Raw genomic sequence first — 21,507 nt, 5'->3', positions numbered from 1 at the left:
CTCCCGTGGGAGGAGATCAGGAGATCCCGGCGCGCTGCGCGATGAGCACGAGCGCGATCCGGTCGCGCGCGCCCAGCTTGGACAGCAGGCTGGACACGTGCGTTTTCACGGTGGTTTCGGCGATGAAGAGCCGCTGCGCGATCTCGGCGTTGGTGGCCCCGCGGCCGACCTCGGCGAGCACGTCCAGCTCGCGCGCCGTGAGCCCCTCGAGCACCGACCGGTCCTGCGGGGTGCCGCCACGCACCCACTCCATGACGCGCCCCGTCACCCCGCTGGCCAGGACGGACTCGCCGCGCGCGACGGTGCGCACCGCGTCCGCAAGCACGTCCGGGTCCGCGTCTTTGAGCAGGAAGCCGTGGACGCCGGCGTCGATGGCGGACTGGATCAGGGCGTCGTCGTCAAACGTGGTAAGCATGATCACCCGCGTGCCGAACGGGAGGATCTGCGCGGCGGCGGCGATGCCGTCGAGCACCGGCATGCGGATGTCCAGCACCGCCACGTCGATGCGGTGCGCCCGCGCCCGCTCCACCGCCTGCGCCCCGTCCTTCGCGGTGGCCACGACCTCCAAGTCCGGCTGTGCCGCGAGGATGGTGGACAGGGCGGAAAGGAGGAGCGGTTGGTCGTCGGCAAGCAAAATGCGAATCATCGGCCCAGCTCCGCGCGCACGATAAAGGTGTCCCCGCGCTGCTCGGTCGACAGCGTGCCGCCCGCGCTGGCGGCGCGCTCGCGACAGCCCTCCAGTCCGGTGCCCGCGCCGGGGCGGGGGCCGATCGGCCCGGTCGACGCGACGGTCACGGCGAGCCGGTCTGCCGCCTCCACCCGCACGCGCACGTCCGGGTCCTCCTGGTGGCGCGCGGCGTTGGCCACGGCCTCGGCGACGATGCGGTGGGCGGCCAGGCTGCTCACGGCGGGCACCTGCGGCAGCGCGCCGCCCTCGTACCTGACGCGCACCCCCGCGTCCCGAAAGCGTTGCACCAGCTCAGGCAGCTCCTCCACACCGGCGGTTGGCTCCACCCCGCTGCCACCGTCGCGCAGGCCGCGCACAAGCCGGCGGATGTCCGTGAGCGCCTCGCCCGCCTCCGCGCTGATCTGTTTCAGCGCCGCGCGCTCGTCGCCGGCCGCGAGCCCCGCGTTCGCCTGCACCCGGATCAGCGTGAGCGTGTGCCCGAGGAGGTCGTGGATGTCGCCGGCGATGGCCAGTCGCTCCTGCTCGCGCGCCACGCGCAGCCGCTCGCGCCTTCCTGCCTCCTCCCGCGCCAGGTTCGCGCCCAGCAGGTACGCCACGGCGAGCACCGCCCAGTGCGCAGCGAGCGCGAGTACCGCGTCCACCCCTGAGCGGTAGAACAGAACGAAGCGCTCGTCCCACGCCCACATAAACGGCGAGGCCAGCGCCCACACCATCGCCGCGGCAAGCACACCCGCGCCGAAGCGCCCGCCCGCGAACCTGCGCGCCACGAACACCGCAACGGGCACCGCCAGCACCCAGAGTGTGTAGCCCAGGTTGACCGGTGCAAGGATCCACACCGCGGACCAGGCCGCGTTCAGGGCAATCATGCCTATCGACGCCCACCGCACCCGCCCCGTGACCATCCCGAACGCCGCGACGAACCCCCAGGACAGCAGGGCCTGCACCCACCCGGATGCGTCGCTCGGCTCCGCGAACGCGCTGGCCGTGTACACCAGCGCCAGCACCGCGGCGAGGCTGGCGAGGACCAGGTCGACCGTACGCATCCTCACCGCCTACAGCCCCCGGACGAACTCGGCGAAGCCCGGCGCGGTGAACTCCAGGTAGCCGTGGCTGGAGGTGTCGATGAGCCCCTTGTCCAGCAGGGATCGCCGCGCCATGCTCAAGTCGTTGGAGTCGCGTCCCATGGCCTCGGCGATGGCGCTGCGCTTCACGGGCCCATCCGCGCTGCCCTCGCTCGCGGTGGCCATGGCGCGCAGCATCCGTGCCTCCGCGGGTGTGGCCTTCTTCCAGCGGGCGCGGAAGAAGGTCTGGCGCATCTGGTTGAAGCCCTCCCCGGCGGCCTCAACCTGCGGCACCTCCAGCACCGTGCCCGGTCCCGGGAAGCCAGCGGCACGCCACGTCTCGTCGCCGATGACCTGCATGAAGTAGGGGTAGCCGCCCGCGAATCCGAGTGCGGCCTCGAGCGCGTCGTCGGACCAGCGCACCCCCTTCGCCGCGGCGAGGCTGCGCAGCGCGTCCGCGGCCTGCGGGCGGGTGAGGTTGTGCAGGTGCTGGTAGGCGAAGCGCTCGGCGAAGCTCACCGCGTCCGTGACCACGTCCTGAGTGTGGCTGAGTCCTGCGGTGTAGGCGGCCATGGGCAGGTCGCGCTGCTCGGATTGCATGTGCTGCCACGCGTAGGCGAGCGCCTTGATGCCGTCGGCGTCGGCGCTCTGGATCTCGTCGATGAACAGGACGAGCCCGCGCGAGCGCTCCCGCGCTGCGCGGCCCGCTGCGGCGAGGAGCCGTTGCAGCCGGCGTCCCTGGCTGCCCGTCTCCGTACCCTTGCGCGGGGCCGCCCCGCTGACCGAGACGCCGGCGACCTCAACTTTTGCGGTGGAGATGAGGGAGCGGAGGGCGTCGACAAGCGAGCCCTGCCAGGTGCTGGAGACCTCCTCGAGCGCTTCGACGAGCGAGGCGAGCAGCGGACCGTCGCCCGCAGTGACCCAGAGGGTGTCGAATCCCTTGGCCGCGGCGTCGGTTTGCGCGGCGCGCAGTAGGCTCGTTTTGCCCACGCCGCGCGGGCCGGCGAAGACCTGGATGCGGCCGACAAAGCGCGGCTCGACGATAATGAAGGCGAGGTCGCGGCGGATGTCCTCGAGGATCTGCTCGCGGCCGAAGACTTCCGGCGCGATCTCGCCTGGGGTGTACGGGCTAGGCTGCATGCCCCCTTTATACCTGTTTATGAATCGCCGAATCATAAAGACTCATACGGCTTGCTAGGCTAGCTCCGTGAACAACCGCCTTGAGATCCTCCCCGTCGACCCCGCGAACCCGCTGGCCATCATGCCCGCGCTCGAGGAGGCACTCACCGGCCAACGCGCCCTCCTGCCGGTGCCCACCAACGACCCCACCCGCGCCAACCTGCTGCGCAATACGCAGGGCGTCGGGCAGCTTATCGACGCCAACGTCGCCCTCGTCGTCGCCACCTCCGGCTCCACGGGCCGCCCCAAGGGTGCGATGCTCACCGCCGCTAACCTCATCTCCAGCGCGGACGCGACCCACCAGGCGCTCGGCGGCCAGGGCCAGTGGCTGCTCGCCATGCCGGCCGCCTACATCGCGGGCATCCAGGTGCTGGTGCGCAGCATGGTCGCCGGCGTCGAGCCCGCCGCCCTGGACCTTTCCCGCGGATTCAGTATCAACGAGTTCGCCGCGCGCGCCGAGGAGCTCGCGGCCACCGGCGAGCGCTGCTACACCGCGCTCTCGCCCCATCAGCTGGCCAAGGCCACCTCCACGATGCAGGGCATCGATGCTTTACGACGCTTCACCGCCATCCTCGTCGGCGGCGCCGCCACCAACCCCCGCCTCCTCGACTCCGCGAAGAAGCTGCGCATCAACGTCGTGACCACCTACGGCTCCTCCGAGACCTCGGGCGGCTGCGTCTACGACGGCGTGCCCATCGCAGGCGCGCGCGTGCGCCTCGACGGCGGCCGCATCGTCCTCGGCGGCCCCATGGTGGCCGAAGGCTACCGCGGTGACGTGCAGCCCGACCCGTTCACCACCGACGCCGACGGCCAGCGCTGGTTCACCACCTCCGATGCCGGCCACATCACCGACGGCGTACTCACCGTCGAGGGCCGCCTGGACAACGTGATCTCCACCGGCGGCTTCAAGCTGCAGCCGGAAGTGCTCGAGCGCTTCCTACTCGCCCAGCCCGGCGTGACCTCCGCCTGCGTTGTCGGCGTTGCCGACGAGCGATTCGGCCAGCGCATCTGCGCCGCCTACACCGGCTCCGCCGAGGTCGCCGATTTGATGGACAGTTTTGAAGACCTGCCCCGCTGGCAGGTGCCGAAGGAACTACGCCCCGTGCCCGCCCTCCCCCAACTCGGCCCCGGCAAAGTCGACCGGGCTGCGGTGGCGGAAATGTTTGGCGGGAACTAGCCTTCAACGTTTACGCTCTCGCAACACGGTGTCCTTCACACTTTGGGTTGTACATACCCATCCCTCAAACAAGGAGGACACCATGCATCGTCTCACCGCTTGCGTCGCCGCAACCGCGATCGCGCTTTCCGCACTCGCCGCACCCGCCCACGCCGCAACCGTCGCCCAGAAGGACAAGGAAGGCACCTGTGCGGTCAGCCTCACTGCCGGCGAGAAGCAGTTCATCTCCACGCTTTTCGACGAGTCCAAGGCCATCGGTGAGCACGAGCAAGCCCGCGATTTCATCGCCGCAGTTGAGTCGGTCTACCCCGGCGTCATCGCGGAAAACGAGAAGACGCTCAAGGGCGAGGAGGCAGACCTGACCAAGGTGCTGCCCGCCCAGCTCGCCGGGCAGTACGCGAGCGCGCAGAAGACGCTGAAGGAGACCCACCCGACGACAGAGCGCACGCTCGAGGACATCAACACGGACTCCTGGCACGTCGGCTCCGACACGAAGCCCGTCGAGCTGCCATTCGCAGTCGCAAAGAGCGACGCCGCACTGTACGACGCCTGGTCCACCACGCCTGCCGGGAAGGTCGCTGTGAAGCAGGTGCAGCTTAGCGACGCCGACGTGGCCGCTGCCGCAGCCTGCGCCAAGGGCCCCCAGGCGAATGTGGATTACCCCACCGCGAAGCCAGATCTGAACGTTCCAGCCATCATCGGTGGGGTCGTTGCAGCGCTGTTGGCGCTGCTCGGGCTGCTTGCCCTGCCACAGCTCGGACTGAAGCTGCCGAAGCTGCCGATGGTGGGCAAGTAAGTAGCGCTTAGAGCTTGGCGATCGGGCCGAGCGCCTTATCTACCTGCTGCGGCAGCAGCAGGGCGATCAGGGACAGCAGGCCCGCCAGGCCCGCGATGGTCAGCACGGCGATCAGCCACGGAGACTCTGCAGAGGAGCCAGTGGTGGTACCCGGCTGCTCGTCGACCTGCTTCATCTTGTTCTCGAAGGTGAGGTCGTGGTTGATCGGGTCGATGCCGAGCGCGTTAAGGCTGGCGAAGAAGAGGTCAGTCTGGTCGATCTGGCCGGTCAGGTTGGCCGCACCCGGGCCGGAAGCTGCGACGCGCAGCTGGGCACCGGTGTGCTGCTGGCCGCCGAGGGCGTCCTCGTCCTCGTTGGTCTTAGAGGTGGCGAAGTTGACCGCCATGGTGGAGCCTTCGACCGTGGTCAGCTGGGTCACGCGGCCAGCGGTGTTGCTGTCCTCGTAGGTGATCTGCGCGGTGTGCGCGTGGTCCGCAGTAGCGACGATGAGGGTTTCCTCACCGGTCTTGTCCGCCCACTGCTGCACGGCCTGGACGGCCTCGTCGAGCTGGCCGACCTCGCCGATCAGGCCGCAGGCGTCTGCGTCGTGGTCGGCCTTATCCGGGGAGGCGGACTCCACCTGGAGAAGGAAGCCCTTGTCGTTTTGCAGCAGCTCAAGCGCCTTGGTGGTCATGTCCGCCAGACGCGGGGTCTCCGCGGTGAACTCCGGGTTAGCTACACACGTCGCCGGATCCATGTCGCCGCCGTCGATGGTGGGGATGGACTGGTTCAGCGTACGCGGCATGTTGCCCTCGGAGAACAGGCCCAGCACCGGCTTTTCTGCGTCCGCCTTGTCAACGGCGTTGAGCTCGGAAAGATTGGTCGCGACCTGGTAGCCGTTGTCCTTCGCGTTCTCCAGCACCGTCTTGCCTGCGGTCCAGGTATTGCCGTTCTCGCCCCACTGACCGCCCTGAACGACCTCGGTGTTGAAGTACTTCATGCCGCCGCCGAGGGTGACGTCGGCGCGCAGGTCGACGATCTGCTCCGAGATGGAGCCGAGGCCGCCGTTCTCGCGTAGCTGCTCGCCCTGCGCCGCCTTCTTATCGCCGGAAGGCGCGTAGTAGGAGCGGTCAAGCGCGTGTGCGGCAAAGGCCGCCGGGGTGGCGTCCTGGATCTCCGCAGTGGAGACGTTACCGATCTTCATGCCCTTCGCCTTGGCCAGCTCGCCGAGGGTGGCAACCGGCTTGCCCTTGCTATCGACGCCAATCGCGCCGTTGTAGGCCTTCACGCCAGAGTTCCAGGCGGTGCCGGTCGCGGCGGAATCCGGGACGTAGTTCGGCAGGCCGGTCTCCTTGTCCAGGGAGAAGGTGGTCAGGTAGCCGGTGTAGTCCAGGTTGTCCAGGCCGTCGAAGCGGCCCGCGGAGCCCTTCAGGTAGTTGCGGGCAGCGGTGATTTCGGAGTCGCCCGTGCCGTCGCCAATCAGCAGCACGACGTTCTTCGCCTTCGCGTTATCAATGCCCTGGCCGGCGGTGCCGAACTGGGCGCAGTCGCCGACCTTCGGAGCGGCACCTTCAGAGACGAGGTAGCACAGTTGGTCGCCCGGCTTCGCCTTGGAGCGGGTAGCCAGCGACATGACCTTGTTGCCCTTGTTGATCTCCCACGGATCCTGACCGCCCTCGGTGCCGCCGTTGAGGCCGAGCGCGTTCGCCATGACGTAGAAAGCGTCAGTCTGGTCGAGCTGACCGTTGACGTTCTCGGAGCCCGGGCCGAAGCCAGCGATGCGCACCTGGGTGCCGGTGTGCATCATCGACTTGGTTTCCAGCTCGCCACTTTCATTGATGGACCACGGCTGGGTGCCGAAGCCGACGGACATCACCGCGCCGCCGTCCTTCTGCGACTTCAGACGGGTCACTGCGGATACCGACGGACGGCCGTCCGGCACGATCTCTGCGGTGTGTGCGTGGTCAGCCGTGACCACGATGAGGGTGTCCTTGTCCTTCTTAGCAAAGTCGAGGGCTTCCTTGATGACCTCGTCGATCTGCTCGGTCTCACCGATCATGCCGCAGGCGTCAGCGGCGTGGTCCGCCTTGTCGATAGAGGCGGACTCCACCTGGAGGAAGAAGCCCTTGTCGGACGAGGGGTCGTCGAGAAGCTCGATTGCCTTCTTCGTCATCTCCGCCGCGGTCGGCTCGTTGCCGGTGTCCTGCGGGGTGCAGGTCTCCGGCTCCTTGTCGGTGGCGTTGCCCGGGACGGTCTGCTCGTAGCGGCGGGTCATGTTGCCGTCGTTGAACAGGCCGAGGACCGGCGCGTCCTGGTTAGCCACGGTGACCGCGTCGAGGCCAGCCTCGTCATCGACGATGGTGTAGCCCTTAGCCTCTGCGTTCTCGCGCACAGTCTTGCCGGCTTCCCACTCCGCGCCGCCGTCGTGCTTCTCGGTGAGGAATGGGTTACGGTTCTCGCCGCCCGCCTGCACCTCGGTGTCGAAGTACTTGCGGCCGCCACCAAGGGTGAGGTCCGCGCGGGTGTCGATGATCTGCTCGGAGATCGAGCCCAGGCCGCCGTTCTCACGCGCCTCCTTGCCCTGCACGACCTTCTTGTCGCCCGACGGCGCGTAGTAGCCGCGCTGAGAAATGTGCGAGTGCAGCGCGCCCGGGGTGGCGTCCTGGATCTCGGCGGTGGAGACGTTGCCGGTGCGCATGCCGGCGTTCTTCGCCATCTCGATCAGGTTCTCGTGCGGTGTGCCCGCCACGTCGACAGAGAGCGCACCGTTGTAGGTCTTCGTGCCGGTGGACCAGCCGGTGGCAGAAGCCGCCGAGTCGGTCACGTACTGGCGCTTGCCCTCCTGGGAGACGGCGAAGGTGGTGTAAGCACCTGAGGCCGTCAGCTCGTCCAGGCCCTCGAAGCGACCGTTCGCGCCCTTGAGGTAGTTACGCGCTGCGGTGATCTCCTGGTGGCCCATTCCATCGCCCAGGATGAAGATCACGTTGCGGGCCTGGGCGTCGGTGTTGCCCTGCCCGCCCTTGCCAAACTGGGTGCAATCCCCCGGCTGTGGGACGTTCACCAAGTTGCCTTCGGCGTCAAGGGTCACACAGGACTCTTTGCCGTTAAAGTTCTGCTCCGCCGGTGCGGCAGAGGCTGTGGGGAGACTCGCCAGGGCCAGCGCGGAAGCGCTGACCACGGCGGTCAGTGTTCTAAACGGAATACGCATGTGGGGTTCCTTCACATGAAAAGCCAAAAAAAGTGGATGGTTGTTCAACCGCCACACATCATAAATCCAGCAAATTTCCAATTCGGAAAACCCAAATGAACTTTAGGTGACTACAAAAATGCAGTTAAGGGCGCTACCCGAGCACTTTAGGGAAGCTTAAAACACACGTTTAGATTGATGCTTCCTGCGGCGCATGTCAAACACCCCTGCTCACACCCGGGTTTCAGCTTCAACCAGATCTGCAGGTAGTTACGGTTGCGCACCGCTTCCGATACGCCGGGGATTACCGTGCTGGTTCGTTGAGGGACAGCGCGGCGTCGATAAGCATGCCCAGCTCTTCTTGCGCATAGGTGGCGCGCAGCTGGGCATCATTGCCCCCGCGGAGATTGCCGCGCACGAGCGCCACGCCTTGCGACGCCGGCACCATCGAGAACTCGCGCGGGTGCGGGAAGACCTGGCGCACGAAGTGGCCCGTGCGAAGTGCGCAACGGTTCAGCCAGATGTCGTCGGCGTGTGGGGCGCAGTCCTGGAACGCCTTGCCCTGCGCGGCAACTGCATCGACCATCGCCGGCGGGTACGCAACACCGGAGACGCCGGTGGCGAAGTGGCGCGGGTCCGGATCCGTATCCTGCACAGACTTCCACTGCTTGTACGGCGCCAACTTGCCGTCCTGGAGCACGATCTCGTGAGCGCGGTACGCCACCACGTTGTTCGGATCGGCGTCCGAGGCGTTGAGGAGCTTTTTGGCGAACCACTTGGGGTACATCATGTCGTCATCAACGGTGATGACGCGGGTGCCAGTACCGGCAAACCGTTGAAACGTGCCGTAATACTTGGTGTGCGGACCATAGTGGCCGTCCGAACAGCACACCTGCAGGCCGCGCTCCACAAGGGTGTGCAGACCTTTCGGCCACTCACCCTCGTAGTCCTCCTTATCCAGCCACAGATACACCGGCAGGCGTGTCGTGCCGACGAGCAGCGAGGAAATCGCCACCACCGCCGACTTCAGCCGGGGCCCATGGGAGGTCAGCGAAATAACGGTGTCGCCCTCCTGTGGGAACCTAGCCGGAGATTTCCGCGCCACCACCCGCAGCTGAGGCGCGCGCAAAAGTGCACCAGCCCCACCGAGTGCTTGCCGAAGCGCGTAGTCAATCCACATGAGCCAAAACTTTAGCCGACTTGACCAAATCGGGGCATGATGGGAGACATGACTGACACGAGCGGTAATGGAACTGACAACCAGCAGACAGCGAACACTACAGAACGGGCCGACACTGGCAGTTCGGCAACGTTCCACGACTGGTGGCAGGCGGCGCGACCGCACACGTGGCCGAACGCGTTCGCCCCAGTGATCGCCGGCACCGGCCTGGCTGCACACATTGGTGGCATGCACCTTGGCAAGGCGCTGCTCGCACTCGGCGTTGCGTGGGCACTGATTATCGGCGTGAATTTCGCCAACGACTACTCCGACGGTGTGCGCGGCACTGACGACGAACGGACAGGCCCTAGCCGCATCACCGCGTCCGGGCTGGCGCGGCCGCAGGATGTGAAGCTCGCAGCATTCGCTTCCTTCTTCGTCGCTGCCGTTCTTGGCGTGATCCTTGCGGTCATGAGTGCGTGGTGGCTCATCCTGGTCGGTGCGGCTTGCATCGCGGCAGCGTGGTTTTACACCGGCGGGACGAAGCCGTACGGCTATTACGGATTCGGCGAGCTGGCCGTGTTCATCTTCTTCGGGCTGGTCGCTGTGCTAGGTACGCAGTACACACAGTCAGGATGGCTGACTGCCGAGGGGTGGTTGGTGGCCATCGGTGTGGGCGCGATTTCCGCGTCCGTGAACCTGGCAAACAATATCCGCGATATTGACACCGACGCCGCGGCCGGCAAACACACCCTTGCTGTGCGCATCGGCGAGGTGCGCGCCCGTCGCCTGTTTACTGTGCTGACGTTGACGCCATTTGTCGTCTCCCTGCTGCTTGGTAACTCGCTCGCGCTCCTCGGTTTCGCTGCTTTGCCGTTTGCCGTTTCCTCCATTCTGAAAGTGCAGCGCGACCAGGCAAAGGGCAAAGACCTTATCCCTGTGCTGGGTATCAATGGTCGGGCCATGCTGATCTGGTCCGTGCTCACCGCCGTTGCGTTTACTGCCCTCGGATTCCCCATTTGGGGTGGAGGTGAAACGGTACCGTACACGGCAGTGCAGTAGTCGCCTGCTGAGTGAGCTGCGCTGCATTTGCCAGTTCCATGTCTCGACCTGCCCCGAAACTCCTTGCTGTACAGGGAGACCGGGGCGGTTTTTCATGTCTGCGCTATTGCTTGCTGCACCCTGGTGGCGCTGAATCGGGTGTGGATCCGGCTCGCGGACGGGGTGGGCGCGGTTGTAGGCGGTGTATCGGAAACCGCCAGCAAAACGGTAGTGGATATGCCCGTTGCGTTCCCAGATCTTCGCAGAGCCATGGCGGACAAGGGAGTGGCAGGACGAGCACAGCGGCAAGAGGTTATCCACGTTCGTTTCCCGCCTCGAACCCAGTCTCTGAGATGGTGCATCTGCAGAAAACGTGAATGAGTACAGCCGGGCATAGCGGAGGAGAAAGCGAACCGTCGTATAGCTCACCGCCCCGCACTCGAATGCATCGTAGAGGGACCGATACTTACGAATTCCCCTGGAAACAAATACATACTCGAATGCGGTCGCCTCGCTCACCCGCAACTCCCGCTCCAACCAGCTCGCCGTATGCTTCGCGCCAAGCTACTCGGCGCAGCCCCCCCTCATCAAACTCGCCGACCGCGTCGAGCATGCGCGCCCGAATCCTCGTGGACTGCCTATGGTGGTCGCGGGTATTTCCGGCGAGGTCCGTCGCGCGCTTGCCCTGGCTCAAGTTCGGGTTCATCCCACCCCAGACGAAGCCGGGGCGGAGCTAGTGAGTAGTAAAGTAGTTCATTGCCATCAGCTGTACCCACACTATTGTTCGATTTCAAGGGGTATGCCTATTTTGTTTGCAAATGGGGTAAAACCGCACTCCTGTGACAGCGAGCGAAACGATTTCTACTCTGCCGCCGCAGAGTAGACGGCAGCTACTCCCCGCACGCGGCATCGAAATCCGCGGGGCTCCACGTGTCTGTCGAGCCGTCGTAGGGGTTCACGGACACAATGGTGCCGGCGGGCTGTTCCAGGATCTGCTGCTTGGCGGCGCTGGCGGGAGTGAAGGACCTCTCCTTGCTGAAGGGCCCCTGCCCGCCCCTGTCGTCCGGCGCCGGGTTAAGCAGGAGGGTGCGATCCTCGGGATAGGAGGCGTCGAGCGGTGCTTCCGCGGCCCACGGGCCGGAGCTCGGCCCATCAAGCGGCACCTGCACGTGGCCGGTCTGCGGCTCGGCGGCGGTGAACTTGGCCAGCACCCGGTTCTCCTCGTCCTCGGCGAGACCGATGCGGTCGGCGGCGACCTCGAGCTCGCTCATCTCCTCACCGCAGGTGTTCACGTGCGCGATGATGTGGCCCTCCTCGTCGTGGGAAAACCCGGCGGCGCCGATGACGTCCACGTTGACGTAGTTGCCGCAGGCAGTCAGCGCCGCTGCGGAAGCGCACACCACTGCGATGACGGATGCGGTCCTGCTCACGTTGGGCCTTTCGTCGATAGGCTGCAATTGCCCGAACCAACGTAGGCGGCAACTATTACGTAGCGCTGGCCGCCCGCCTGGGAGAGTCCGTCAATTCCGCGCGCGGCCGCCCAGGGTGCCGATGCCCGCGCCGACCAGCAGGAGCGCGACGAACGGGAGCGCGGATGCGTTCATGAGGACGAGCACCTGCAAGGCTCCCGCCAAAACGGGGACGGCGAACCACCACCAGGTCGCGCCGCGGCGGGCCGTGTCGCGCCACGCCAGCACCGCGACGAGCAGCGGGTTGAGCACCAAGAGCGGAACGGCCCAGCCCATCGGCCCGAAGATCGACGAGACGAGGAGCAAGCCTGTCGACGCCACCACGTAAACTACCAACATCCGCCACCGCGGTCCCATCACGATTCCTCCCAGGTGTCATACTTGGTGCCACTACCTCGACCAAGATTACAGAAGGAGGGAACCGCGGATGCTCGACGTCCTGACTGGTTTCGCCATCATCCTCACCGTCATCGCGGTGGGGTTCCTGCTGGCGCACAGAGGCGTGATCGGGCAGGGCGAGGCGCGCCTGCAGCTCAACCGCATCGCGTTTTGGGCGTGCACCCCGGCGCTCATCTTCTCCAGCGTGTCCACCTCGGACACGTCCGCGTTTCTGTCGCCGGTCATGGGGGTGATCGCGGTGGCGTCGGTAGCCACCATGCTCCTGTACTGGCTGCTCAGCGCCCTGCTGTTCCGCCGCAGCTTCGCCGAGACGATGGCGGGCGCGGCCGCGTCAAGCTACTACAACTCGGTCAATATCGGGCTGCCCATCGCCACCTACGTGATCGGCGACGCCACCTACGTCGTCCCCGCGCTCGTGCTGCAAATGGCGGTGCTCTCCCCCGTCATCATCGCCGGCCTCAACGCTGGCGGGGCGAGCCTGCGCTCGATCGGCGGCTCCATCGTCGCGGGCATAACGGCGCCGGTCGTGCTCGCCGCCTTCGCTGGTTTCGCCGTCTCCGCCTCCGGCTGGGAGGTCCCCGAGCCCGTGCTCGCGCCGCTGGAGATCCTCGGCGGCGCGTCCATCCCGCTCATCCTTATGAGCTTCGGCGCCTCGTTGAAAGGGGATTCCGTGCTCACGCATGATCGCTTACCGACGCTCACCGCCACCCTCCTCAAGCTCGTCGGCATGCCCGCCATCGCCCTCGGCGTCGGATACGCCCTGGGCCTCGACGGCACCGAGCTCTACGCGGCGCTCATCCTCGCGGCGCTGCCCACCGCGCAAAACGTGTACAACTACGCCGCCACCTACCAGGTCGGCCAGACGGTCTCGCGCGACACCGTCTTCCTCACCACGTTCCTCTCGCTGCCCGCCATGCTCGCGATCGCCGCCCTGTTCGGGTAGGCGCTAGCGCTCGCTCAGCTCGCTGGAGATCCACTCCTTGCGCAGCTTGCGCTGCTCGCGCCAGTGCGCAACGGCCTCGGTGGCCTCAATCCGCTGGCGCTTGAACACCAGCATGGACAGCGGGAACGCCACGATCAGGGCGAGGAGCGCGGAGATGATCAGCGGCACTGGGGCGCCGATGAGCATGGCCGCGCCCTGGATCACCACGGTGAGCGCGATGAACAGCACGAGCCTGCACAGCCCGTAGATCGCGGCGGCCTTATTTGCGCGCGAGCGGGCGGCGGGATCAACTTCCGGCGGTTGTTGTTGCATATGCCTAACCCTAGACGGCCACCAAGTATGTTGGAAGTCATGGGAAGGCTACTACTCCTCGTACTCATCGTCCTCGCCGTGTACCTGATGTGGCGCGCCTTCGGACCCGGCTCGAACAAGCAGGTCGAGCAGGCGCCGGAGCGGCCGCAGATCAAGGGGCCCGACGATGATGAGGAGTTCCTCTGGAACATTGAGAAGAACCGCTTCAAGGAGCGGCGCGCCCGCGAGGAGGCGGAGCGCAAGCGGCGCGAAGAGGAGGAGCGCCGCAAGCGCCGCGACGGGGAGGGCAGCTAGCCGGAACTAGCGCTGTTCCAGCACCTCGGGCAGCTTCTCCGCCCAGGCGAGCGAGTGGCGCACGCCGTCCGCCACGGTGTACTCCGCGCGCCAGCCGAGCAACTGCTCGGCCTTCTCGGTGCGGGTGGCGCAGCCGACCACATCGCCGTCGCGCGGCGGGGCGGTGCGCACCTCCAGGGGCTTGCCGGTGGCCTCGCCGACCGCGTTGGCCAGCTCGAAGACGGTGGTGCCCTGGCCGGTGCCCAGGTTGATCACCTCGTAGTCCGCCAGCGCTGACGCCTCGGCCTTCAGCGCGGCGACGTGCGCGCGGGCCAGGTCCCACACGTGGACGTAGTCGCGCAGGCCCGAGCCGTCGCGGGTGGGCCAGTCCACGCCGGTGACGGTGAACGGCTCGTCGGCCTGGTAGGCGGAGATCATCTTGCCCAGCGCGTGGGACGGGGCCGGGTTCTGCAGGCCGGTGCGCAGCTGCGGGTCCGCCCCGATGGGGTTGAAGTAGCGCAGTGAGATGGCGCGGATGAGGCCGGCCGAGGCGGCGTCGGCAAGCACTCGCTCCAGCATCCACTTCGAGGCGGCGTAGGGGCTCGACGGGTCTGCCGTGCTCTGCTCGGTGACCATCAGGTCCTCGCCGGGGACGTACATGGCGGCGGTGGAGCTGAGCAGGACGCGCTTCACGCCGCGCTCAGACAGGGTACGTACGCAGGTCGTGGCCTTGCCCACGTTATTCTCGTAGTAGTACAGCGGGCGCGAGACGGACTCCGGCACGACGATCTTCGCGGCGCAGTGGACGACGGCCTCGATGTCCGGGTGCTCGTCCAGGATGCGGTGCAGCAGCGCCACGTCGGCGATGTCGCCCTCGTAGTGGTCGAAGCGCTCGGCGAAGGCGCGCAGGCCGGTGGAGTAATCGTCCAGAATCACCGGGGTAATTCCGTTGTCGGCGCAGCAGGAAGCGATCGTGGAGCCGATAAAGCCGGCCCCGCCAGTGATAAGAACCTTCATAACCTGTGAGTCTAACGCAGCTAGTTCAGGCCCGCGTACGAGTGCAGACCCGCAATCACCGTGTTCACGTACGTCATGTTGAAGATCGTCATCGCCAGGGCAAACACGTTAATCCAGGCCGCCTTGGAGTTCTTCCAGCCCGCGGTCGCGCGCGCGTGCAGGTAAGCGGCGTACAGGATCCAGGTGATCATGGACACGGTTTCCTTCGCGTCCCAGTTCCACGGGCGGCCCCAAGCCACCTCGGCCCAGATCGCGCCGAAGACGATGCCGATGCCGAACAGCGGCAGCGTAATGATCGCCGTCTTGTAGGTGATCTGGTCCAGCGTCTTTGCCGACGGCAGCGGGTGCACAATCTTGCCAATGAAACCGTGCTCCTCACCCTTCGGCTGCCACATGCGCAGTAGGTACAGCATCGCGAACACACCGGAGACGATGCCAATCGACGCGCCGATCGACACCGTGGAAACGTGCACCGGCATCCAGTAGGACTGCAGCGCCGGCACCACCGGGGCGGCTTGCATGTGGAACACCGTGGAGTTGAGGAACATCGCGATGACCATGGGGAACAGCAGCCACGGCCACACCGTGTGCCAGCCCTTCCGCCCGATCACGATCGCGGCGGCCACCATGATCACCGCGGTCATGAACAGGATGTACTCGTACAGGTTGCCCAGCGGGAAGCGCCGCGCCGCGATGCCGCGCGTGACAAACGCGACGATGTGCAGCGCCACGCCGACCCACACCAGGGCCTGCGTCATGCCCGCCCACTTGCGGGCGGCGGCCACCCGCTTCTCGTAGACGCCGTCAAGCTCGGGTTCCGGGGGCAGTTGCTTTTCGACGACCACCGGCCCCCCAGCCCCAACCGCTACCTTCTCCGCGGCGCGCTCCTGCTGCGCCGCGCGGCGCTCGCGCCGCACGTCCACGACCGCAAGAACGCGGCCGTAGTACACGCACGCCATGAGCAGCGCCACGATGTAGATGATGAACGCGGTGCGGAAGGTCAGATCGGACAGCTCCGCCATGGTGGTGTTGACAAGCATGGTGCTCAATCTACTCCATCAGCGGGCCATTATCCAAGGTCATCCAGCTCGTCATCGTCCCCGTCATCATCCGGGTGCTCCCCCAGGATCTCCTCGACGAGCTCGGAAAACTCCGGGCCCCACCCGGCGCGGTCCGTGCGCGCCAGGCCCGCGATCTCCACCGCGGTCCCGCCGCCGGCGACCGGGGCGAGGCGGACCCAGACGCGGCGGCGCTTGATGGTCAGCGAGCCGGCGAGCGCGGCGAGCATGATCACTGTGGTGACCAGTGCCCACACCTGCGTCGGGTCGCGCGAGATCTGGTAGTTGGCGTACTCGGCCGCGCCGTCGAAGCGCACCTTGATCCCGCCGTCCACGGTGATCTCCTCGCCCGGGGTGAGGTTGACGCGCTCCAGCTTCTGCAGCTGGCCTTCCGCGATGAGCATCTGGTCGAGCACGAAGATGTTCTGCGGGCGGCCCGAGTCCAAGCCAGCGTCGCCGCGGTAGATGTCCATGGACAGCGCCGGGTCATCCATCGACGGGAACGACGACTGCAGCGTCTCCCCGTCCTGGCTGCCCCACTGGGCCGTCGGCGCGAAGTTGCCCTCCAACGCGATCTGGTTCTGGCGGCGGTCCGCCAGGTCCGGGAACATGCCGGCGGGCGGGTCAAAGCGCATCACGCCCGAGGACAGGAACGTCTGCGTGTCCGTGGGGCGGAACTGCATCATCTGGGTGCGGGTCTCGCCGTTGGGCCACGTCACCGTGACCTGCGGGGCGAACCCGTGGCCCTGCAGGTAGACGCGGTCGCCGTGGATGCGCAGCGGGTGGTTGACCGCCAGGGTGGTCTCCTGCCAGCTGTCCTTCGGCGCGGTCAGGTCGTCGGTGTAGGACACGTCGGACCAGAAGCCGTTCGCCTGGCCGCTGTTTAAGTATTCAGCGCGGAAGTTGTGTGCATCGATGCAGAAGGGGGTGAGCCCGGTGCCGTCGAAAAGCGGCCCCGCGCGGAACACGTCAAAGTTGGCGGGGGACGTGTTGCAGAACTCGGTGGACTGCTCCACCGGCACGGCGTACTGGGACTCGGAGTTGGTCACCACGATGACCTGGCCCTCGTAGAAGACCATGCGGCCGGCGGCGAAGGCGACGATCATGCCGACGATGCCCACGTGGAAGAGCAGGTTCATCAGCTCGCGGGTGTAGCCGCGCTCGGCGGCCAGGGAAAACGTCCCGGCGCGGTCCTCCTCCGGCGAGTAGGCGGCCACGTGCCAGCGCTTGAGCAGGCGGCGGACCTTCGCCTCCACCTCGTCCTGGCCGGCGTCCACCGTGGCTTGCGCGTGCATGGGCATGCGCGAGAGGTAGCGCGGCGCGCGCGTCGGGGTGGCGCGGTAGGCGCGCCAGTGGTCCATGGAACGCGGGATGATGCAACCGACCAGGGAGATCATCAGCAGGGTGACGATGGCGACGAACCAGGAGGAGCTGAAGACGTCGAAAAGCTGCAACCTGTCATAAATCGGACCCATCGTCGGGTTGGCGTCCAGGTAGTCCTGCACGAGCGACTCGCTCACGTTGCGCTGCGGGAGCAGGGCACCCGGAATGGAGGCGAGCGAGAGGAGGAAGAGCAGGACGAGCGCGGTGCGCATGCTGGTCAGCCAGTGCCACGTCTTGCGCAGCCAAGTCGTTGTCGCCGATACGAGTTGCATCTCAGATCACCGTCGCTCCATAACGCAAGGTCCACTGTCGGATCCAGCCGACGAACACGTTCCACGCGCCGGTGACAAGGAGCACGCCGACGAGGATCATCAGCACGCCGCCGATCACCTTGATGGTGTGGGAGTGGCGGCGCAGGAACTCGACGCTGCGCACCGCCTGCGCGGACCCTAGCGCCACCACCACAAACGGCAGGCCGAGGCCCAGGCAGTACGCCACTACCAGCAGGACGCCGCGCGCCGCGGTCATCCCTTCGGTGCCGACGGAGACCGACATGATCGCCGCCAGCGTCGGCCCGAGGCAGGGCGTCCACCCCAGCGCGAACACGCCGCCGAGCAGCGGGGCGCCGAGCACGTTGGCCCAGCGCCGCGGCTGCAAGCGCCGGTCCTGTTGCAGCGCAGGCACCGCGCCCAGGAACACCAGGCCCATCGCGATGGTGATCACGCCGCCAACGCGCATGAGCACCTCGGCGTTGAGGGTGATCAAGCTGATCGCGCCGAACACGGAGACGGTGGCCAGCAGGAACACCACGGTGAAGCCGGCCACGAACAGGCCGGCGGCACCGGCGACGGCCCAGCGGCGCGACTTCACGCGCACGCCGTCCTGGTCCACGGTCATCTCGCCGCCGACCACGCTGGTCAGGTACGACATGTAGCCGGGCACGAGCGGGACCACACAGGGGGACGCGAAGGACACCAGGCCGGCCAGCGCGGCGGCCAACATGCCGAGCAGGAGCGGCCCGGTGGCCACGACCTCTGAGAACGCTTCGCCCACGCTAGCTCTGCCCCTCCTGCGCCAGCTTGTCGGTCACCTCGAGCACGTCCTGGGCGGTCACCTCGCGCAGGAACACCGCGGCCGGGCGGTGCTGCTTATCCAGCACGATCGTCGTGGGGATCACGGAGCTGGGCACGCCGCCGAGGAAGGAAGCGGTCTTGAACGGCGGGTCGTATATCGACGGGTAGGTCACGCCGTTGTCGGCGACGAAGTCGCGGGCGATTTCCGGCTGCGGGTCGCGCACGTTGATGCCCAGGACCGTGCCGGTGCCGTCCGCGTCCAGGTGCTCCTGCACCTCCTGCAAGTCATCCACCTCCGCACGGCAGGGCGCGCACCACTGGCCCCAGGCGTTGAGGACGACGATCTTGCCGTCAAAGTCGTGCAGGTCCACCGTGGTACCCGGCTCGGTGAGCGATTCGCCGCTGAAGTGCTCCACCGGCTTGCGCTCGGATTCCTCGTAGAAGATCTCGGTCTGCCCGCCCGGGGAATGGAACGCAAAGTTGTCTCCCCCACCAGAGCTGGCGCAGCCGGTAAGCAGGAGCAACGCGGCCATCGGCGCTGCAATCGCGCTCAGCGCGGTCCGTCGGGACATTGGCACCTCTCAATTCATCTGTTCAAAAACTCCGGCACGCTGGCCCAGCAGAGCGGGCTAGATGCGTTCGGCCGGAGTGTCGTAGGACCAGTCAACAACAACGTCGCCGTCAAACACAAGTGACGTCACGCTGGCCAGGTCGCACTCGCGGCTCGCGTGCGCGAGGCGTTTGCCCTGCACGTAGCGCTGCACCATGACGATGGGCAGCTGGTGGCTCACCAGCACCGCCTCGTGGCCCTCCGCCTCGGCGCGGGCGCTGTCCACGGCGTCGCACATCCGCACGCGGATCGCCTCGTAAGACTCGCCCCAGCTCGGCTCCAGCGGGTTTGTCATGTGCCGCCACCGGATCGGGTTGACCAGCTGGCTGCGCCAGCCCTTGGTGCGCAGCCCCTCAAAGGTGTTGCCGGCCTCGATGATGTCGGTGCGGGTGTGCACCTCGCAGCCGGTCACCTCCGCGATCGGCTCCGCCGTTTCCTGCGCGCGCTCGAGCGGGCTCGCCGCCAGGTACGTCACGTCGCGCCCCTCGAAGAACTGCGAGGTCACCGCCGCCATCGACCGGCCGCGGGAGCTCAGGTGGTAGCCGGGCATGCGCCCGTAGAGCACCTTCTTCGGGTTGTAGACCTCGCCGTGCCGCACGAGGTGCACAGTCGTGCGCGTCACTCGGGCGTCACCGCCTGCGCCGCAGCCTTCGCCGCGGGCACCAGGGCCTCCTCGATCCGGCCGAAGTCCTCGTCGGTGAGCGCGGTGGAGACGAACCAGGTCTCGAACGGGCTCGGCGGGGCGAACACGCCGTTGTCCAGCAGCGCGTGGAAGAACGGCGCGTAGCGGAAGGTGTCCGCCGCCTTCATGTCAGCAAAGTTGTGGCCCTCGCCCTCGGCGAAGCGGAACGACAGCATCGTCGCGGCGCGCTGCACGTTGTGCGCCACGCCCTCGCGCTTCAGCGCGTCGGACACCAGCTTGGCCAGGGTGCTGGCGTTGCGCTCCAGCACCGGGTAGATGTCCTCCGAGGCCAAGCTTAACGACGCCATGCCCGCCGCCATCGCGACCGGATTGCCCGAAAGGGTACCCGCCTGGTACACCGGCCCAGTCGGCGCGAGACGCTCCATAATCTCCTTGCGTCCGCCGAAGGCCGCGGCCGGGAGGCCGCCGGAGATGACCTTGCCAAAAGTGGTCAGGTCTCCCGCCACGTGGTCCACGCCGTACCAGCCCGCATACGAGGTGCGGAAGCCCGTCATCACCTCGTCCAGGATCAGCAGCGCGCCGTTGGCGTGCGCGACCTCCTTGAGCTTGGCGTTGAAGTTGTCCTGCGGCGCAACCGTGCCCATATTGCCGGCGGCTGCCTCGGCGATCACGGCGGCGATCTCGCCCTCGTTTTCCGCGAACGCGGCCTTCACGGCCTCGATGTCGTTGTAGGGCACCACGATGGTGTCCGCCGCCTGCGCGCCCGTCACACCCGGCGAGTCCGGCAGGGAGAACGTGGCCAGCCCGGAGCCTGCTGCGGCGAGGAGCGCGTCGACGTGGCCGTGGTAGCAGCCGTCAAACTTGATGATCTTGGGGCGGCCGGTGTAGCCGCGCGCCAAGCGGACCGCGGACATCGTCGCCTCGGTGCCGGAGTTGACCATGCGCACCTCCTCCACCGAGGTACGGCCCACGATCATCTCCGCGATCTGCACCTCCGCCTCGGTGGGCGCGCCGAAGCTCAGGCCGTCACGCATCGCCTTCTGCACTGCCTCGAGGATCTCCGGGTGTGCGTTGCCGTGGATCATCGGGCCCCAGGAATTGATGAGGTCGACGTAGGCGTTCCCGTCGACGTCGATAAGCGTGCTCCCGTGCGCGCTCTCGATGAAGCGCGTCTGGCCGCCGACCGAGCCGAAGGCGCGCACCGGCGAGTTCACGCCGCCGGGCGTGGCCTGCTGCGCGCGCTGCCACAGCTCGGCGGAGCGGGACGTGTGTGCGGACGTTGGGTACTTGGCCGAAGTTGTCATAGTTGCCCATCCTAGGCGATGGGGGCGAACGCCTACTTACCCTTCCGGCGCATCGCCCCGACGAAGATGACCACGAGCAGGCCAATCGCGATCCAATTGGCCACGCGCGCGTACTGCTCCAGCACGTACACCACGGGCTCGCCGATCCACCAGCCGAGCGCGACGTAGCCCAGCGACCAGAGCGTCTTGGACACGAAGTCCAGGAGCATGAACTTCCACAGCGGCATCTCAGTCATGCCCATAAGCACGAAAACCACGAACGCGATCGGCAGCGGGATGGGCACGTACGCCAGGAAAATGCCCAGCCAGCCCAGCTTCATCCCCCACCGCTCCACGCGCGCGATGTTCTTCGCCGCGCGCTTGGAATTCTGCGCCTGCACGTCCAGGATGCCGCGCCCCCACAGCTTACCGGCCCACCAGTACACCCAGTCGAACTTAATCGCCACGATCGAGCCGATGAGCAGGTACAGCAGCCAGTGCTGCGCCTCGCCCACCGAGGCCAGGGCGCCTGTCGACGCCGCGCCAATCCTCGAGCCCGTCAACGCCAGCATGATCGGCGGGTCCAGGCCCAGCAGCCAGGCGCGGAACGGAATGAGCGCGAGGCCGAAAATACCGATGAAGCCGAACCAGCCCAGGCACCAGTAGTCCGCCTTGGTGGGCTTTTCGTTCCAGGGCATGCCTGGCTGATCCCACCACTCCGGTTCCGATTCCGGGGTGTGCTGTTGGACCTGGCCTTCGTCCTCGCTCGACATAGAC

The 21,507-nt window shown here is 66.8% G+C and carries 21 protein-coding genes; 5 read left to right on the top strand and 16 right to left on the bottom strand.

Going from position 1 to position 21,507, the window contains the following annotated elements; translation table 11 throughout:
• Positions 1 to 16 precede the first annotated feature (16 nt).
• The 3 genes from EAW56_RS00450 to EAW56_RS00440 are packed head-to-tail and all read right to left on the bottom strand — an operon-like array spanning position 17 to position 2,889.
• A complete protein-coding gene (locus EAW56_RS00450) occupies positions 17 to 646 on the bottom strand; it encodes a response regulator (RefSeq protein WP_122084655.1) in 630 nt (209 codons plus the stop codon).
• Positions 643 to 1,731: a sensor histidine kinase gene (locus EAW56_RS00445; RefSeq protein WP_122084654.1), complete on the bottom strand. Its 1,089-nt coding sequence runs from the start codon at positions 1,729 to 1,731 to the stop codon at positions 643 to 645. Before EAW56_RS00445 ends, EAW56_RS00450 begins: the two co-directional genes overlap by 4 nt.
• Before the next feature lie 9 nt (positions 1,732 to 1,740).
• A complete protein-coding gene (locus tag EAW56_RS00440; RefSeq protein ID WP_167457365.1) occupies positions 1,741 to 2,889 on the bottom strand; it encodes an ATP-binding protein in 1,149 nt (382 codons plus the stop codon).
• A 67-nt stretch (positions 2,890 to 2,956) separates the two neighbouring features.
• Between EAW56_RS00440 and menE the strand changes: the two genes are divergently transcribed.
• Positions 2,957 to 4,105 (top strand): o-succinylbenzoate--CoA ligase, encoded by a 1,149-nt coding sequence (menE, locus tag EAW56_RS00435; protein ID WP_122084650.1) that lies wholly within the window; start codon positions 2,957 to 2,959, stop codon positions 4,103 to 4,105.
• Positions 4,106 to 4,187: 82 nt separating this feature from the next.
• Positions 4,188 to 4,901: a hypothetical protein gene (locus tag EAW56_RS00430; RefSeq protein WP_095553335.1), complete on the top strand. Its 714-nt coding sequence runs from the start codon at positions 4,188 to 4,190 to the stop codon at positions 4,899 to 4,901.
• A 7-nt stretch (positions 4,902 to 4,908) separates the two neighbouring features.
• Here the strand turns inward: EAW56_RS00430 and EAW56_RS00425 are convergent, their stop codons facing one another.
• Positions 4,909 to 8,088 (bottom strand): alkaline phosphatase, encoded by a 3,180-nt coding sequence (locus EAW56_RS00425; protein ID WP_095547034.1) that lies wholly within the window; start codon positions 8,086 to 8,088, stop codon positions 4,909 to 4,911.
• Positions 8,089 to 8,371: 283 nt separating this feature from the next.
• Positions 8,372 to 9,247, bottom strand: a complete 876-nt coding sequence (locus EAW56_RS00420) for a glycosyltransferase (RefSeq protein WP_095535246.1) — start codon at positions 9,245 to 9,247, stop codon at positions 8,372 to 8,374.
• Between the two features lie 48 nt (positions 9,248 to 9,295).
• On the opposite strand from EAW56_RS00420, the gene EAW56_RS00415 reads away from it, so the two are divergent.
• Entirely contained in the window at positions 9,296 to 10,288 is a 993-nt protein-coding gene (locus EAW56_RS00415) for a 1,4-dihydroxy-2-naphthoate polyprenyltransferase (protein WP_095555303.1), read from the top strand.
• Positions 10,289 to 11,157: 869 nt separating this feature from the next.
• On the opposite strand, the gene EAW56_RS00410 is transcribed toward EAW56_RS00415, so the two are convergent.
• Positions 11,158 to 11,697 (bottom strand): hypothetical protein, encoded by a 540-nt coding sequence (locus EAW56_RS00410; protein ID WP_122084649.1) that lies wholly within the window; start codon positions 11,695 to 11,697, stop codon positions 11,158 to 11,160.
• 90 nt (positions 11,698 to 11,787) lie between these two features.
• Complete coding sequence (locus EAW56_RS00405; protein WP_095547681.1) at positions 11,788 to 12,075, bottom strand: hypothetical protein; 288 nt, start codon at positions 12,073 to 12,075, stop codon at positions 11,788 to 11,790.
• A gap of 88 nt (positions 12,076 to 12,163) precedes the next feature.
• On the opposite strand from EAW56_RS00405, the gene EAW56_RS00400 reads away from it, so the two are divergent.
• Positions 12,164 to 13,078, top strand: a complete 915-nt coding sequence (locus tag EAW56_RS00400; protein WP_122084647.1) for an AEC family transporter — start codon at positions 12,164 to 12,166, stop codon at positions 13,076 to 13,078.
• Between the two features lie 3 nt (positions 13,079 to 13,081).
• On the opposite strand, the gene EAW56_RS00395 is transcribed toward EAW56_RS00400, so the two are convergent.
• Positions 13,082 to 13,390, bottom strand: a complete 309-nt coding sequence (locus tag EAW56_RS00395; protein ID WP_095535242.1) for a DUF4229 domain-containing protein — start codon at positions 13,388 to 13,390, stop codon at positions 13,082 to 13,084.
• Positions 13,391 to 13,429: 39 nt separating this feature from the next.
• Here EAW56_RS00395 and EAW56_RS00390 point away from each other — a divergent pair, with 39 nt between their 5' ends.
• On the top strand, positions 13,430 to 13,684 hold the full coding sequence (locus EAW56_RS00390; RefSeq protein WP_095535241.1) for a hypothetical protein: 255 nt from the start codon (positions 13,430 to 13,432) through the stop codon (positions 13,682 to 13,684).
• A gap of 6 nt (positions 13,685 to 13,690) precedes the next feature.
• On the opposite strand, the gene galE is transcribed toward EAW56_RS00390, so the two are convergent.
• The 8 genes from galE to EAW56_RS00350 are packed head-to-tail and all read right to left on the bottom strand — an operon-like array spanning position 13,691 to position 21,503.
• Positions 13,691 to 14,680: a UDP-glucose 4-epimerase GalE gene (galE, locus tag EAW56_RS00385; protein WP_122084646.1), complete on the bottom strand. Its 990-nt coding sequence runs from the start codon at positions 14,678 to 14,680 to the stop codon at positions 13,691 to 13,693.
• 20 nt (positions 14,681 to 14,700) lie between these two features.
• Entirely contained in the window at positions 14,701 to 15,720 is a 1,020-nt protein-coding gene (ccsB, locus tag EAW56_RS00380) for a c-type cytochrome biogenesis protein CcsB (protein WP_095553329.1), read from the bottom strand.
• Between the two features lie 29 nt (positions 15,721 to 15,749).
• The gene (locus EAW56_RS00375; protein WP_122084644.1) at positions 15,750 to 17,393 is read right to left on the bottom strand and encodes a cytochrome c biogenesis protein ResB; all 1,644 of its coding nucleotides are present in this window, start codon (positions 17,391 to 17,393) and stop codon (positions 15,750 to 15,752) included.
• Between the two features lies 1 nt (position 17,394).
• Positions 17,395 to 18,123, bottom strand: coding sequence for a cytochrome c biogenesis CcdA family protein (locus EAW56_RS00370; protein WP_122084771.1), 729 nt, complete (start codon positions 18,121 to 18,123; stop codon positions 17,395 to 17,397).
• A 52-nt stretch (positions 18,124 to 18,175) separates the two neighbouring features.
• The gene (locus EAW56_RS00365; RefSeq protein WP_122084643.1) at positions 18,176 to 18,766 is read right to left on the bottom strand and encodes a TlpA disulfide reductase family protein; all 591 of its coding nucleotides are present in this window, start codon (positions 18,764 to 18,766) and stop codon (positions 18,176 to 18,178) included.
• Between the two features lie 57 nt (positions 18,767 to 18,823).
• Complete coding sequence (locus EAW56_RS00360; RefSeq protein ID WP_122084641.1) at positions 18,824 to 19,426, bottom strand: histidine phosphatase family protein; 603 nt, start codon at positions 19,424 to 19,426, stop codon at positions 18,824 to 18,826.
• Positions 19,423 to 20,751 carry a glutamate-1-semialdehyde 2,1-aminomutase gene (gene hemL, locus EAW56_RS00355; protein ID WP_122084640.1) on the bottom strand — a complete coding sequence of 443 codons (1,329 nt, stop codon included), beginning with the start codon at positions 20,749 to 20,751 and terminating at the stop codon, positions 19,423 to 19,425. The genes EAW56_RS00360 and hemL overlap by 4 nt, the downstream gene beginning before the upstream one ends.
• A gap of 32 nt (positions 20,752 to 20,783) precedes the next feature.
• The gene (locus EAW56_RS00350) at positions 20,784 to 21,503 is read right to left on the bottom strand and encodes a DedA family protein (protein WP_122084638.1); all 720 of its coding nucleotides are present in this window, start codon (positions 21,501 to 21,503) and stop codon (positions 20,784 to 20,786) included.
• Positions 21,504 to 21,507 lie beyond the last annotated feature (4 nt).

It is taken from the genome of Corynebacterium gottingense (assembly GCF_003693265.1).
In the GTDB taxonomy this organism is placed as follows: domain Bacteria; phylum Actinomycetota; class Actinomycetes; order Mycobacteriales; family Mycobacteriaceae; genus Corynebacterium; species Corynebacterium gottingense.
Note: the sequence above shows the minus strand (reverse complement) of the source record. Positions and strands in the feature narration are given on the sequence as shown.

Bases quoted from the DNA above. Each gene is read 5' to 3' on its own strand.
- EAW56_RS00370 (WP_122084771.1), bottom strand. From the start codon at position 18,123: ATGTTGGCCGCCGCGCTGGCCGGCCTGGTGTCCTTCGCGTCCCCCTGT.
- EAW56_RS00430 (WP_095553335.1), top strand. From the start codon at position 4,188: ATGCATCGTCTCACCGCTTGCGTCGCCGCAACCGCGATCGCGCTTTCC.
- EAW56_RS00420 (WP_095535246.1), bottom strand. From the start codon at position 9,247: ATGTGGATTGACTACGCGCTTCGGCAAGCACTCGGTGGGGCTGGTGCA.
- EAW56_RS00390 (WP_095535241.1), top strand. From the start codon at position 13,430: ATGGGAAGGCTACTACTCCTCGTACTCATCGTCCTCGCCGTGTACCTG.
- EAW56_RS00365 (WP_122084643.1), bottom strand. From the start codon at position 18,766: ATGTCCCGACGGACCGCGCTGAGCGCGATTGCAGCGCCGATGGCCGCG.
- EAW56_RS00440 (WP_167457365.1), bottom strand. From the start codon at position 2,889: ATGCAGCCTAGCCCGTACACCCCAGGCGAGATCGCGCCGGAAGTCTTC.
- EAW56_RS00400 (WP_122084647.1), top strand. From the start codon at position 12,164: ATGCTCGACGTCCTGACTGGTTTCGCCATCATCCTCACCGTCATCGCG.
- ccsB (WP_095553329.1), bottom strand. From the start codon at position 15,720: ATGCTTGTCAACACCACCATGGCGGAGCTGTCCGATCTGACCTTCCGC.
- EAW56_RS00405 (WP_095547681.1), bottom strand. From the start codon at position 12,075: ATGTTGGTAGTTTACGTGGTGGCGTCGACAGGCTTGCTCCTCGTCTCG.
- EAW56_RS00350 (WP_122084638.1), bottom strand. From the start codon at position 21,503: ATGTCGAGCGAGGACGAAGGCCAGGTCCAACAGCACACCCCGGAATCG.
- EAW56_RS00450 (WP_122084655.1), bottom strand. From the start codon at position 646: ATGATTCGCATTTTGCTTGCCGACGACCAACCGCTCCTCCTTTCCGCC.
- EAW56_RS00425 (WP_095547034.1), bottom strand. From the start codon at position 8,088: ATGCGTATTCCGTTTAGAACACTGACCGCCGTGGTCAGCGCTTCCGCG.
- hemL (WP_122084640.1), bottom strand. From the start codon at position 20,751: ATGACAACTTCGGCCAAGTACCCAACGTCCGCACACACGTCCCGCTCC.
- EAW56_RS00415 (WP_095555303.1), top strand. From the start codon at position 9,296: ATGACTGACACGAGCGGTAATGGAACTGACAACCAGCAGACAGCGAAC.
- EAW56_RS00395 (WP_095535242.1), bottom strand. From the start codon at position 13,390: ATGCAACAACAACCGCCGGAAGTTGATCCCGCCGCCCGCTCGCGCGCA.
- galE (WP_122084646.1), bottom strand. From the start codon at position 14,680: ATGAAGGTTCTTATCACTGGCGGGGCCGGCTTTATCGGCTCCACGATC.
- EAW56_RS00445 (WP_122084654.1), bottom strand. From the start codon at position 1,731: ATGCGTACGGTCGACCTGGTCCTCGCCAGCCTCGCCGCGGTGCTGGCG.
- EAW56_RS00375 (WP_122084644.1), bottom strand. From the start codon at position 17,393: ATGCAACTCGTATCGGCGACAACGACTTGGCTGCGCAAGACGTGGCAC.